The sequence below is a fragment of the Streptomyces sp. NPDC091412 genome (assembly GCF_044756885.1).
In the GTDB taxonomy this organism is placed as follows: Bacteria; Actinomycetota; Actinomycetes; order Streptomycetales; family Streptomycetaceae; genus Streptomyces.
In genome coordinates, this window is sequence record NZ_JBIVTV010000013.1 from 159,446 (window position 1) to 171,617 (window position 12,172).

At 72.1% G+C, this 12,172-nt stretch carries 13 protein-coding genes and 2 tRNA genes; 9 read left to right on the forward strand and 6 right to left on the reverse strand.

Features of this window, described 5'->3' with window-relative positions:
• Positions 1-540: 540 nt before the first annotated feature.
• From ACIQMV_RS27385 to ACIQMV_RS27395, 3 genes are all read right to left on the reverse strand, one after another.
• A complete protein-coding gene (locus ACIQMV_RS27385; RefSeq protein WP_402596090.1) occupies positions 541-960 on the reverse strand; it encodes a DUF1622 domain-containing protein in 420 nt (139 codons plus the stop codon).
• A 227-nt stretch (positions 961-1,187) separates the two neighbouring features.
• Positions 1,188-2,366, reverse strand: coding sequence for a PP2C family protein-serine/threonine phosphatase (locus ACIQMV_RS27390; RefSeq protein WP_402596091.1), 1,179 nt, complete (start codon positions 2,364-2,366; stop codon positions 1,188-1,190).
• A 193-nt stretch (positions 2,367-2,559) separates the two neighbouring features.
• Positions 2,560-3,768, reverse strand: a complete 1,209-nt coding sequence (locus ACIQMV_RS27395) for a PP2C family protein-serine/threonine phosphatase (protein WP_402596092.1) — start codon at positions 3,766-3,768, stop codon at positions 2,560-2,562.
• 291 nt (positions 3,769-4,059) lie between these two features.
• On the opposite strand from ACIQMV_RS27395, the gene ACIQMV_RS27400 reads away from it, so the two are divergent.
• Positions 4,060-4,818 carry a hypothetical protein gene (locus ACIQMV_RS27400; protein WP_402596093.1) on the forward strand — a complete coding sequence of 253 codons (759 nt, stop codon included), beginning with the start codon at positions 4,060-4,062 and terminating at the stop codon, positions 4,816-4,818.
• 178 nt (positions 4,819-4,996) lie between these two features.
• Positions 4,997-5,209: a hypothetical protein gene (locus ACIQMV_RS27405; protein ID WP_141359404.1), complete on the forward strand. Its 213-nt coding sequence runs from the start codon at positions 4,997-4,999 to the stop codon at positions 5,207-5,209.
• A gap of 33 nt (positions 5,210-5,242) precedes the next feature.
• On the opposite strand, the gene ACIQMV_RS27410 is transcribed toward ACIQMV_RS27405, so the two are convergent.
• On the reverse strand, positions 5,243-5,899 hold the full coding sequence (locus ACIQMV_RS27410; protein WP_402596094.1) for an SDR family oxidoreductase: 657 nt from the start codon (positions 5,897-5,899) through the stop codon (positions 5,243-5,245).
• 121 nt (positions 5,900-6,020) lie between these two features.
• On the reverse strand, positions 6,021-7,283 hold the full coding sequence (locus tag ACIQMV_RS27415; protein ID WP_402596095.1) for an amidohydrolase family protein: 1,263 nt from the start codon (positions 7,281-7,283) through the stop codon (positions 6,021-6,023).
• 229 nt (positions 7,284-7,512) lie between these two features.
• Between ACIQMV_RS27415 and ACIQMV_RS27420 the strand changes: the two genes are divergently transcribed.
• The 7 genes from ACIQMV_RS27420 to ACIQMV_RS27450 all read left to right on the forward strand — a co-directional run bounded on the left by ACIQMV_RS27420 (position 7,513) and on the right by ACIQMV_RS27450 (position 10,932).
• Positions 7,513-7,585: transfer RNA gene (locus tag ACIQMV_RS27420), tRNA-Thr, on the forward strand.
• A gap of 46 nt (positions 7,586-7,631) precedes the next feature.
• Positions 7,632-7,704, forward strand: a tRNA-Met gene (locus tag ACIQMV_RS27425).
• An 89-nt stretch (positions 7,705-7,793) separates the two neighbouring features.
• On the forward strand, positions 7,794-7,958 hold the full coding sequence (gene rpmG / locus ACIQMV_RS27430; protein ID WP_003948671.1) for a 50S ribosomal protein L33: 165 nt from the start codon (positions 7,794-7,796) through the stop codon (positions 7,956-7,958).
• Between the two features lie 153 nt (positions 7,959-8,111).
• Entirely contained in the window at positions 8,112-8,564 is a 453-nt protein-coding gene (locus tag ACIQMV_RS27435) for a MaoC family dehydratase N-terminal domain-containing protein (protein WP_141359401.1), read from the forward strand.
• Positions 8,565-8,572: 8 nt separating this feature from the next.
• Complete coding sequence (locus tag ACIQMV_RS27440; RefSeq protein ID WP_225078012.1) at positions 8,573-9,001, forward strand: MaoC family dehydratase; 429 nt, start codon at positions 8,573-8,575, stop codon at positions 8,999-9,001.
• 66 nt (positions 9,002-9,067) lie between these two features.
• Entirely contained in the window at positions 9,068-10,123 is a 1,056-nt protein-coding gene (locus ACIQMV_RS27445; protein ID WP_402596096.1) for a UDP-N-acetylmuramate dehydrogenase, read from the forward strand.
• A gap of 86 nt (positions 10,124-10,209) precedes the next feature.
• Positions 10,210-10,932: a DsbA family protein gene (locus ACIQMV_RS27450; RefSeq protein ID WP_402596097.1), complete on the forward strand. Its 723-nt coding sequence runs from the start codon at positions 10,210-10,212 to the stop codon at positions 10,930-10,932.
• Positions 10,933-10,957: 25 nt separating this feature from the next.
• On the opposite strand, the gene ACIQMV_RS27455 is transcribed toward ACIQMV_RS27450, so the two are convergent.
• The gene (locus ACIQMV_RS27455; protein ID WP_402596098.1) at positions 10,958-11,989 is read right to left on the reverse strand and encodes an adenosine deaminase; all 1,032 of its coding nucleotides are present in this window, start codon (positions 11,987-11,989) and stop codon (positions 10,958-10,960) included.
• Positions 11,990-12,172: the final 183 nt, after the last annotated feature.

The following is a 12,172-nucleotide window of genomic DNA, read 5'->3' on the forward strand; positions in this document are numbered from 1 at the left end:
GAGCATCGGATGCGGACGGCGTGTGGTCGGCGAGGGTGGATCCGATTGCGGCGCATGGTGCTTCTTGCAGTGACAGGATCGGTGCTATGGGCACCGAGACGGACTGGGTGTACCGGGTGTTCGAGCCGCACGGCTCGGAGGGATGGCGCCCCTACGGCAGCGACCCCGAACGGTGGCGGGGCACGATCACTGCCGACGATTCGAGCGAGGGTCCCCAGTACGCCCTTTCTCTTGTCGTCGCCGACCTGATGACCGAGTGGAAGGTGCGCGGCCTTCACCGGGCGAAGCACGTGCGGGTCTACCTCTGGCGCGACGAGGAGGGCGACCAGGAGGACGCCGACGCCATCGTGGAGGTCCGGCCGAGCATCCACGCTGAGTTACCGGCGGGCGACCAGGCCCTGGTCCGGCTGCGCATGGTCCGGTTTGACGGACACGCTCGGTGTGGTGATCAGGCCGTCAGGACAGTCCCGGTTCGGCGGGGCGCCGGCACACGCCACCCCTCCATGGCCGTTCTTCCTCGTGTGGAGCGTGCCGGCCCTTCTAGTCGCCGGCTGGAGGAGGGGGCTGGTTGCCGGCCGCCCGTGTGGCGGTCCGCCGGACGCTTCCGGCACTGTTGGCCAGCGCCCGACGCCACGGCGCGACCCCCTCGAGCTCGACCTCCAAGGAGAAGCTGAGGAAGGTCCGGATCAACACGATCAGGCCCAGTACACCTACGTTGTCCAGTGTCGGCGCGACCGCGACAGTACGGATGAGGTCTGCGGCGACGAGAACCTCAAGCCCCAGCAGCAAGGCGCCACCGAAGCACCGCCGGAGAGCCAGATACCCGTCGGCGGAGCGCCGTGACTTCCGCCAGGCCCGAGCAGCGGCCACCATGGACAGGACGAAGCCCACGACCAGCACGATCGCACCCACGGCCTCGAATGCCTGGGCAGCACGCTGCATCGCGTGGGTGAACGTCACATTGCATCTCCGGCTTCTTTCACGCACCGCATGAGCTGATCATCGGCCAGTGCGGCCCACTTGGCGACCGCAGCACTGTCCACGCGGTGCGGGCCCGGCTTCGAAGACCCGTGGTTGCCCGCTCGAACCCGCCCGCTGAGCGGTCATCAGCGCCGGCGAAGGCCTGCGAGCCTGCTCCGGCGGCCTTCCCACCCGGGACCAGGAGACCTCGCCCGGGCCCTTGGCGGCTATGTCCCGCAGCTGCCGGCCGCCGGCGCCGGGGTGTAGCGCTGGACACGCTGGAGTTGGTGGTCCGGGTGCGGGATGTGGGCCCGGCGGATGGCGAGGAGGGCGACGTCGTCGCCGAGGCGTCCGCCGGTGTGGGCGAGCAGGTCGCGTTCGATCTGGTGGAGCAGCGCCTCGGGAGGACGGTCGGTCCACTGGGCCGCGCGTTCCGCGAACGGGTAGAAGACGCCGTTGTGGTCACGGGCTTCGATGACACCGTCGGTGTACAGGACCAGCGTGTCCTCAGGGCCGAAGGGCAGGACATCGACGACGTGGTTGTCGGGATCCGTGACGCCGACGCCAAGTGGGGGCCCGGGGTGGAGGCGGGGCACGTGGACGGTGTTGTCCGGGCCGAGCAGCAGGGGGGCCGGGTGACCGCAGCTGGTCATGCGGACCAGGGGCTCGGCGTCGGTGATCTCGACCAGAAGAGCGGTCACGAAGCGTTCTCCCGCCTCGCCCTCCGGTTCGAAGTCGGCGAGGTAGCGGGTCATGCTCCGCTCCAGGGAAGCGGCCAGCTCGGGCAGGGAGGCCTGCTGGTGGGCGGCCTCGCGGAAGGCGCCGAGCAGGAGGGCGGCCTCGCCCAGGGCGGGCAGGCCCTTGCCCCGCACGTCGCCGATCATCACGCGGGCCGCGCTGCCGGTGCGGGCGGCGGCATAGAGGTCGCCGCCGATCTCGGCCTCCTCCTCGGAAGCCAGATAGACACAGGCGAGCCGCAGCGGGCCGAGCCGGCTCGGCAGCGGCCACATCAGCACCTGCTGGGCGGCCTCGGCGACCGACCGGACCCGGGCCATCTGGCGTGCGTGCCGGTCGCGCACCGCACACAGGAACACGATCAACGAGGTGATCACCGCGATGGCGATCACCTCCACTATTGCGTTCCGTGAGGACTGCATTCCGGTCCGCCAGCTGCTGACCGCCTCGCCCGCCATGGCCAGGGCCCCGATGCCGGCCGTCGTCCAGGGGCCCGCGAACCACGCGGTGAGCGTGGGCGCGACCACCAGCAGCGGGCTGAGAATGATGTTCGGCCCAGTCGCGATGTCCGCGGCGGTGATCACGACGATGAGCGCAACAGGGATCAGCAGCAGCAGGTGGCTAGGCTGCCACGGCTGCCCGAGACCCACATGTCCCTGCCTGGAGCCCATGCCTTCCAGACTGCTCCGCTACGGATCGCCCCGCGACCGCAGGAGACGGCGAAAGCAGCGAGCACGCAGGCGCGGCCTCAGAGGTGGACCGTCGGAGTGGCCGGCCTTCCGTGGACCGGCGTCGCAAGGGGGAGGAACAGTCGGCCAAGGTCGAGCGCTCGGCCAAGTTCGGGACGAAGATCCGTTACCGGTGCTACGGGCGCCATTCGAACAGCAGGATGGTCGCGTCGTCCCGCAGCTGGTTGCGCTGGTGGTCGAGGATGGCGTGGATGAGCAGCCGTAGTACCTCGGCCGGGCGCTGGCCGGCGGCGGAGGAGCGGATGATGAAGTCGGTGAACCGGTCGAGGCCGAATTCCACTCCATCCGTTTCGCGTGCCTCCACAACGCCGTCGGTGTAGAGCAGGACGTGGTCGCCCGGTTCCAGTGTCGTCTCGTGGACCTGCCGGGCTGTCGGGGCGAGTTCGCCGACCAGGCCGAGCGGGGGCTGTGGGGGGCTGTCCAGCGCCCCGTCGACCACCCGCTCGGCACGGATCAGCAGCGGCGGCGGGTGACCGCAGTTGACCCAGCGCAGCACCCCGGTCTGCGCGTCGAGCCGGCACAGCACGCCGGTGCAGAACTGGTCGGGCAGCCACTGGGCGAGCGCCTGGTCGACGGAGCCGACGACGTCGGCCAGGTCGCCACCGCCGCGGCGGGCGTTCCGCGCCGCGGCCATGGCGACCGACGCAGTCAGGCCGGAGGTCAGATCGTGCCCCATGGAGTCGAGGATCAGCGTGTGCAGTACGTCCTTGACCACCGAGTGGTCGAAGGCGTCGCCGGCGACGTCGTACGCCGGTTCCAGGACCGCGGTGGAGACGCACCTGTTGCTGCCGATGGTGCGGGGTGGCAGGAAGGCCCGCAGCATCTCGGTGGGCAACCGCATGGTCGCGGTGCGGGTGCGGGCGACGAGCCAGTCGCTGTAGGCGCGCTTGGAGGTGATCAGCATGGCGAACAGATGGGCCAGCATCCGGCTGCGGCGCATACGCACCCCGTCGAGCGCGGCGGTCCGCATCGCCAGCACGCCCAACCGCTCCGCACCGTCGACCAGGGGCATCCATATGATCACGCCGTCGTCGGCGTCGGCCACCTGTGGGGAGACGGTGCGGTACGCCCCGCCGGCCAACGAGTCGGCCACCGGCAGCGGCTCCAAGGTCTCGTCGAGTGGGATGAGCAGCCGTTGCTGCAGGTCGACGAGGTAGATCAGCGCGGTGTCCAGGCCGAGGGCCGAGGCGCACCGGTTCGCCAGGGCGGACAGCTCGAACGGCAGGGCCGTCTGCGCCTCGATGATCAGCTCTTCCAGCCGGCTCTCGTCGACGGCGGCGTCGGGACCGGCGGACGCGTGTGGTGGGTCCGACACGGGGATCACCACCTTCCGCGCTCAGTTTCACACCAATCCCGACCTCTCTCGCGTCAGGCACGATCGGCCCCAGGGGGGCGGGTATGGCGACGGAGGGACGGGTGTGGCTCAATTGCCGTCGATGTGAGGTCGTCGGCACGACGGCGCGGACGGGGAGGGCGGGGAAGGCGGAAGGCGACGTGGTGGGCGGGGACCGGCCGGTGATGTGGGCTGAGGCGGCCAGGGTGGCGACCGCGGTGGGGCCGGTGGTCGCGATGGCCGTGTTCGCGGTCTGCTCCCGCGTGCGGCGGAGTGCCTGACATGCCGCGACTGCGTACCGTCTGGCACCGCTGCTGGGGAGCCGTCGCCCTACTGCTCGGCGCCGCGCTGGTCTTCTTCGCCGGCCTCGGACTGACCCGCGTGCCCGACGACATGGCCGAGGAGCGCGCGTATCGAGCCGCTCGCCTCTGTGACACGGCAGTCACCGAGGACTGCCTGCGCCCCGTCCAGGCCACCGTGCGCGGCACGGAGATCAGGGAACAGTCCAAGAACCAGCGGTACGACCTCCGGCTCACCGGACCCGGCCCCGTGCCCCGGGAAGTGGCCATGGGAGGAGCCGAGCCGCTGCTCAGGCACCTGCGTGCCGGAGACGTGGTCACCGTCACCATGTGGCGGGACTACGCGACCGCCGTGAGCAAGGACGGCGTGACGCAGTACTCCGACGACAACCCCGAGGGACTGCCTCTGTGGTCCACGGCCATCGCCCTGGCCCTGCTCGCCACCGGCCTGTTCGCCGCCTGTGCGGGGGGACACGCGGTCGCGCGCGCTCCTCACTACGCCGCGACGGGGCTCCCGACACGCCTCGGAAAGCACGGGGTGCAGACAATCGGTGCCGTGTTCTGCGCTGTTCCTGCCGGGCTGTTCGGTCTATGGACCGGCCCTGTCGGAGTGATCGTCCTGTGGCCGGTCCTTGTCGGAGTGCTGCTCGTGGCGACCCGGCGCCTCGACACGCCGAACGGGGGCCGGGGCCGGCACGCGAGCGCGCGGGCACACACGCGGAGTGACACCACAGGGCGATGACGACGTCTTGAATCCGGGCGGCGCGGCCGGTGAATCCGCCGGCTCAGCCTTCCCGGGTTCGCACCCTGGCGCCGCCACTTGGGGGAAGACCCCCTCTGATCGGCCTATACGGCAGGCCGGAGCGGGCTTTGTGGGTGGGCGCGGGGTCGGTGTCGGTGGTGCCGTGCACACTGGGGCCATGTCCTCGCGTCGCAGACTCTGCCCCGTGTGCCGTCGGGAGATCGCCGTGGTCGCCGGGCGGTTCGCGCGGCACGACCCGCCCGGGACGCGGGCGAGCGGCGGGCTGACCTCCTGTGCCGGATCGCGCCGGATGGCGCAACTCGGCGCCGCGCAGCCGTCGTTGGACGGCTATGCCGTTCCGGAGTGTCCTGGGCAGATGCCCTTGTTCTGAGCGGTTGTCGGTGCCGGAGGCGCCCGGACGTACTCAGTTGCCCGCCACCGACTTCACCGCCACCGACACCGGTGCCGAGCCGCTGACGAGTTCCAGGGTCAGGCCGGCCGTGGCCGGGGTCTCCACCAGTTCGGCCACTACGGCGGCCACGTCGTCGCGCGGGATCATGCCGCGGCCGGTGTGGGCCTCCAGACGCACCTGGCCGGTGCCGGCGTCGTTGGTCAGCGAGCCGGGGCGCAGGATCGTCCAGTCCAGGGCCTCCTGACGGCGGACGTGGTCGTCCGCCTCGCCCTTGGCGCGCAGATAGACGTCGAAGACCTCGTCGCCCTTGTGCGCCGCGTCCGCGCCCATCGACGACACGACCAGATGGCGGCGCACGCCCGCGCGTACCGCCGCGTCCGCGAACAGCACCGCCGCACCCTTGTCCACCGTGTCCTTGCGCGCCGCGCCGCTGCCCGGGCCCGCGCCCGCCGCGAACACCGCCGCGTCGGCGCCCCGCAGCAGCTGCGCGACCTCCTCGACCGACGCCGACTCCAGGTCGAGCACGACCGGTTCGGCGCCGGCCTCCCGCAGGTCCTCGCTCTGCTCGGCACGGCGGACGATGCCCGCCACCGCGTCCCCGCGCGCGGCGAGCAACCGCTCCAGCCGCAGCGCGATCTGACCATGACCACCAGCGATGACAATGCGCATGCTTCCGACCGTACGCCCGGACGGCCGTATCCGCCGCACGACTTCGGCCAGGCCCCGGGGCGCGCTCCACCGTGTCCCGCACGCCCCTGGCGGCACTGCCGCAGCCCTGCGGCACGGACCGTCAGGACAACTCCCCCCGCCCCTGCCGCGGCAGCCCCAGCTCCACCGTGGCGGCGGAGTCGCAGAACTCCCGTACCGCGCTGGTGCGTGCCACCACGCGCCCCCGGTGCACCACGATCCGGCTGTACGCGAGCGACAGCGCCCCCGCGAGCCGGTCGCCGCGCACCGCGAGCAGCTCGGCGGGGAAACCCGCCTCCACCCGCACCTCGGGCAGACCGAGCACCGCGCGGGCGGACGCGCTCACCGCGTCGTAGGCCTCCTCGGGGCGCAGTCCGTGCCGTGAGGCCAGCAGGTAGGCGGCCTCCAGCGGGTCGCCGCGCCCCACCGGGTTCGACACGTCCCGCAGGGCGCCGCTGCCCGCGGCCACCCGGACCCCGGCCGCCCGCAGCAGCCGCACCGGCGCCGTCCCGTGTCCCTCGGCGCCGCCGCAGCAGCCCTGCGGCAGGCACACCACCCTCACCCCGGCCGCGGCCAGCTGGTCCGCGGCCCGCTCGGCCGCCCCGGCGGGCAGCCGGGCCAGGCCGCCGCACGGGCCCAGCGTCACTCCCGGGCGCAGCCCGCCCGCCATCGCCGCGATGCGCGCCAGGCGGGCCGGGTCGGCGCCGTCGGTGTGCAGGTCGACGGGGCAGCCGTGCTCGGAGGCGACTTCGAGGACCGTCTCGACGTAGCCCGTCGGGTCGGGGTCCACGTCCGGGCAGCCGCCCACGACGCAGGCGCCCATCTTGAGCGAGTCCCGCAGTATCGCCAGGCCGTCCGCGCCGGCCGCCCCGGTCAGCACGCGCGGCACCGCCACCGTCGTCAGTTCGGTGAGCCCGCGCAGCGACCGCCGGGCCCGCAGGACCGCCGTCAGGCCGCCGAGCCCCTGGACGTCGCCCACGCGTACGTGTGCGCGTACGGTCGTCGCGCCGTGCCCCAGTTGCAGCAGCGCGGCCTCGGTGGTGCGGCGCTGGACGTCCTCCGGTTCGTACGACACCGGTCCGCCGCTGTCGGCGGTCAGGGCCGTGTCGGCGTGGGCGTGGGGCTCGGCCGGGGCCGGCAGGAGCAGGTAGCCGCTGAGGTCGACGCGCGGCGCGCCGCCCCGCGGGCCGCCCGCGCCGAGGCTGCCCGCGGTGCCGACCGCCTCGATGCGCTCACCGGACAGCCGTACGTCCACGGTCCGCCCGTCGGTCAGCCGGGCTCCGCACAGCAGCAGCCCGTCCGGGTCCGTCCGTCCGGACGGGCCCGGCGAGGAGGACGAGGGGGGTGGCGGCTGTCCGGGGGGCATCGCACTCCAGGTACGCAGGGCGACAGGGGTTCGGGACACGTTCGGGGCGCGGACCGCGAGGCCGCGCGGGCCACGCAAGATCACGCAGAGTGAGTCGAGCCTAGGGCGGCCGCCGGGCCTGGCGAGGGAGGAGCGCAATAGTCGTACCGGTGTGGCCGCGGGACCTGGGGCGGTGCCGGGAAACGGATTTGGGTGAACGGCCGCAGAGCGTGTAATGTCTTCCTCGCTCGCCCCAATAGCTCAGTCGGCAGAGCGTCTCCATGGTAAGGAGAAGGTCAACGGTTCGATTCCGTTTTGGGGCTCTGGTGTGAGAGGTTCCCGTCGCAAGGCGGGGCCCGATCGCATCACAGCGGTGTAGCTCAGTCGGTAGAGCAAGCGGCTCATAATCGCTGTGTCACCGGTTCAAGTCCGGTCACCGCTACTCACAGTAGCCGATTGCGGGGTCGGTCCTTCGATCGGCTACTCTTTCTTGCGTTGAACTAGCCTACCCGTTCGTCAAGGAGCACTCACGTGGCTGCCACCGACGTCCGCCCGAAGATCACGCTGGCCTGCGTGGAGTGCAAGGAGCGGAACTACATCACCAAGAAGAACCGGCGGAACAACCCCGACCGGCTCGAGATGAAGAAGCACTGCCCGCGTTGCAACGCGCACACCGCGCACCGCGAGACGCGCTGATCAGATTCAGACATGAGGCCGTCCCCGCACCACGGGGGCGGCCTCATGTTGTTTCATGTGCGAAAGCCCAGCGAAAGTCCAGCGGGAGCCCGGTGAAAGCCGGACCGCCCGCCGGGCCGCGTAAACCCCAGCGACACCAGGAGGTGCCGAGCCATGGCGCTCGACCAGTCCTTCGTGGGGCGGTCCTACCCGCCCACCGACCCCTACGAGGTGGGCCGGGAGAAGATCCGTGAGTTCGCGGAGGCGGTGGGCGACGCCAACCCGGCGTACACGGACCCGGAAGCCGCCAAGGAGCTCGGCCACCCTGATGTGATCGCCCCGCCGACCTTCGTCTTCGCGATCACCTTCAAGGCCGCAGGACAGGTCGTCCAGGACCCGCAGCTCGGCCTGGACTACAGCCGCGTGGTGCACGGCGACCAGAAGTTCGCCTACACCCGGCCCGTGCGCGCCGGCGACCGGCTCACCGTCACCTCCACCATCGAGTCGATCAAGTCCCTGGCCGGCAACGACGTCCTGGACATCCGCGGCGAGGTGCACGACGAGACGGGCGAGCACGTCGTGACCGCCTGGACCAAGCTCGTGGCCCGCGCGGCCGAGGAGGCGTGAGGAAACCGATGACGGCGAAGATCGCCTACGACGACGTCGAGGTCGGCACCGAGCTGACGGCGCAGACCTTTCCCGTGACCCGGGCCACCCTCGTCCAGTACGCGGGCGCCTCCGGGGACTTCAACCCCATCCACTGGAACGAGAAGTTCGCCAAGGAGGTCGGGCTCCCGGACGTGATCGCGCACGGCATGTTCACCATGGCCGAGGCGATCCGCGTGGTCACCGACTGGACGGGCGACCCTGGCGCCGTCGTCGAGTACGGCGTCCGCTTCACCAAGCCCGTCGTCGTCCCGAACGACGACGAGGGGGCCGTGATCGAGGTCTCCGGCAAGGTCGCGGCCAAGCTCGACGACAACACCGTGCGGGTCGACCTGACCGCCATGAGCAACGGGCAGAAGGTCCTCGGGATGTCCCGGGCCGTCGTGCGCCTGGCCTGACGGCCACCGCGGTCCCGCACTCGCCGAGGTGCGGGACCGTCAGCGGGGTCTCGTAGTCTTGGGCGCGTGCAGGAACTCCACGACGCGCCCCTCGCCCCGCTGACCACCTTCCGGCTGGGCGGCCCCGCGACCCGGCTGATCACCGCGACCACCGACGCCGAGGTGATCGACGCCGTCCGCGACGCCGACGCCCACGGCACACCGCTGCTGGTCATCGGCGGCGGCTCCAACCTGGTCATCGGCGACAAGGGCTTCGACGGCACCGCGCTGCGCATCGCCACCCGCGGCTTCGAACTCGGCGGTACGACGCTGGAGCTGGCCGCCGGAGAGGTGTGGACGGACGCGGTCGCGCGCACCGTCGAGGCCGGGCTCGCCGGCATCGAGTGCCTGTCCGGCATCCCCGGCTCCGCGGGCGCCACCCCGATCCAGAACGTCGGGGCGTACGGCCAGGAGGTGTCCTCGACGATCACCGAGGTCGTCGCCTACGACCGCCGGGCGGGCCGCACGGTGACCCTGGCCAACGAGGAGTGCGCGTTCTCCTACCGGCACAGCCGCTTCAAGACCGACCCCGAGCGGTACGTCGTCCTGCGCGTCCGCTTCGGGCTGGAGGACACGGACGGGCTGTCGGCGCCGGTCAAGTACGCCGAGACCGCCCGCGTCCTCGGCGTGGAGGCGGGCGACCGGGTACCGCTCGCCACCGCCCGCGAGACCGTGCTGAAGCTGCGGGCCGGGAAGGGCATGGTGCTGGACCCCGAGGACCACGACACCTGGTCCGCCGGCTCCTTCTTCACCAACCCGATCCTCACGGACACCGACTTCGCCGTGTTCCGTACGCGCGCGCGGAAGTGGCTCGGCGACGGCGCCGAGCCCCCCGCCTATCCGGCGGGACAGGGGCACACCAAGACCTCCGCGGCCTGGCTGATCGACAAGGCGGGCTTCACCAAGGGCTACGGCACCGGACCGGCCCGCATCTCCACCAAGCACACCCTCGCCCTCACCAACCGCGGCGCCGCGACCACGGAGGACCTGCTCGCGCTGGCCCGCGAGGTGGTGGCCGGGGTTCGCGAGGCCTTCGGCATCACCCTGGTCAACGAGCCGGTGACGGTCGGCGTGAGCCTGTAGCCACCCGGAAACCGGCTGGGGCGCCGTACGAAGATCACATAGGGTCGGTCCTCGTCCTTCACAGGGCACAAGGGGAGGGGAAGACCATGTGGGAACGACGCGGCCGACGTGCCGTGGCGGCCGTCGCCGCCGCCGTCCTTGCGGCCGTGCTCGCCACGGGATGCGGCACGGGCGCCGCGCCGACCGGAGGCGGGGAGCCGGACGCGGCGGCGTCCTACACGAGCGTGGGGGAGATCGACGAGACGCTCGCACCGGACGGCACCACCGTCCGCGTGGGATCCCCCCGCGCACAGACTGTCGCCCACCTGTACGAGGACCTGCGCTGCCCGGTCTGCGCGGAGTTCGAGACCCGGGGCGGCGGCGAGGGCCTGCGCGAGCTGATCCTGTCCGGCGAGGTCCGGGCCGAGTACACGCTGGCCTCGTTCCTCGACGACGGGCTCGGCGGCGAGGGCTCGAAGAAGGCCGCCAACGCCCTGCGGGCCGCCCTGGACGCGGGCAGGTTCGCCGAGTACCACGAGGTGCTCTTCGCGCACCAGCCCGAGGAGGAGGTCGACGGCTACACCGACGCCTTCCTGCTGGACATGGCCTCCGAGGTCCCGGGCCTGCGCGGCGCGGAGTTCGACGCGGCGGTGAAGGGCATGAAGCACCGCGACTTCGTGACCGCCTCCGAGAAGGCCTTCGACGCGTCGGGCGTGACCGGCACGCCCACCATGAAGGTGGACGGCAGGACCGTCGGCGGGTCACTGGCCGACGGCATCTTCCACAAGGAGACGCTGCCCATGGTGATCGGCGCCATGGCCCGGTCCTGACCGGCACACCCTCCGCGGCCGTCCGTCAGTTCGCCAGCCAGTCGTCTACCCCGGACAGCAGCTTGGCGCGCACGTCCTCGGGGGCCGCCGACGCGCGGATCGACTGGCGGGCCAGTTCCGCCAGTTCGGCGTCCGTGAAGGAGTGGTGGCGGCGGGCGATCTCGTACTGCGCCGCCAGCCGGGAGCCGAAGAGCAGCGGGTCGTCGGCGCCCAGGGCCATCGGGACACCCGCCTCGTACAGCCGGCGCAGGGGGACGTCCTCGGGCTTGTCGTACACGCCGAGGGCCACGTTCGAGGCCGGGCACACCTCGCAGGTCACGCCCCGGTCGGCCAGGCGGCTCAGCAGCCGCGGGTCCTCGGCCGCGCGCACCCCGTGGCCCACCCGGTGGGCCCGGAGGTCGTCCAGGCAGTCGCGGACCGAGGCGGGGCCGGTCAGCTCGCCGCCGTGCGGGGCCGCGAACAGGCCGCCGTCCCGGGCGATCGCGAAGGCCCGGTCGAAGTCCCGTGCCATGCCCCGGCGTTCGTCGTTCGACAGGCCGAAGCCGACCACGCCGCGGTCCCGGTAGCGCACCGCGAGGCGGGCCAGGGTACGGGCGTCCAGGGGGTGCTTCATACGGTTCGCGGCGACCAGGACCCGCATCCCGAGGCCCGTCTCGCGCGACGCCGTCTCCACCGCGTCCAGGATGATCTCCAGCGCCGGAATCAGCCCGCCCAGGCGCGGTGCGTACGAGGTCGGGTCGACCTGGATCTCCAGCCACCCCGAGCCGTCCCGGACATCCTCCTCGGCGGCCTCCAGCACGAGCCGCCGGATGTCCTCCGGCTCCCGCAGGCAGGAGCGTGCCGCGTCGTACAGCCGCTGGAAGCGGAACCAGCCCCGCTCGTCCGTCGCCCGCAGCCGCGGCGGCTCCCCGCTGACCAGGGCCGCCGTCAGCGCGTCGGGCAGCCGTACGCCGTGCTTGTCGGCCAGTTCCAGCAGGGTGGTGGGCCGCATCGACCCGGTGAAGTGCAGGTGCAGATGGGCTTTCGGCAGCTCAGAGAGATCACGTACACGCTCCATTCCTGGATGGTGCCGCACGTTCCCCGTGCCCCGGTAGTCGTTTCCCCATTCGTGGTCTTGCTCGCACAAACGAAGGGGCGCTCGCAGGCCACTCACGTGAGTGGCCTGCGAGCGCCCGCAAGCGGAAACGGCCCCCCGTCCCCCGCCCACCCCCCCACCGTCAGGCTGCGGCTCACGCCCGCC

Bases quoted from the DNA above. Each gene is read 5' to 3' on its own strand.
- ACIQMV_RS27440 (WP_225078012.1), top strand. From the start codon at position 8,573: ATGACGGCGAAGATCGCCTACGACGACGTCGAGGTCGGCACCGAGCTG.
- ACIQMV_RS27455 (WP_402596098.1), bottom strand. From the start codon at position 11,989: ATGGAGCGTGTACGTGATCTCTCTGAGCTGCCGAAAGCCCATCTGCAC.
- ACIQMV_RS27435 (WP_141359401.1), top strand. From the start codon at position 8,112: ATGGCGCTCGACCAGTCCTTCGTGGGGCGGTCCTACCCGCCCACCGAC.
- ACIQMV_RS27390 (WP_402596091.1), bottom strand. From the start codon at position 2,366: ATGGGCTCCAGGCAGGGACATGTGGGTCTCGGGCAGCCGTGGCAGCCT.
- ACIQMV_RS27405 (WP_141359404.1), top strand. From the start codon at position 4,997: ATGTCCTCGCGTCGCAGACTCTGCCCCGTGTGCCGTCGGGAGATCGCC.
- ACIQMV_RS27410 (WP_402596094.1), bottom strand. From the start codon at position 5,899: ATGCGCATTGTCATCGCTGGTGGTCATGGTCAGATCGCGCTGCGGCTG.
- ACIQMV_RS27400 (WP_402596093.1), top strand. From the start codon at position 4,060: ATGCCGCGACTGCGTACCGTCTGGCACCGCTGCTGGGGAGCCGTCGCC.
- ACIQMV_RS27415 (WP_402596095.1), bottom strand. From the start codon at position 7,283: ATGCCCCCCGGACAGCCGCCACCCCCCTCGTCCTCCTCGCCGGGCCCG.
- ACIQMV_RS27450 (WP_402596097.1), top strand. From the start codon at position 10,210: ATGTGGGAACGACGCGGCCGACGTGCCGTGGCGGCCGTCGCCGCCGCC.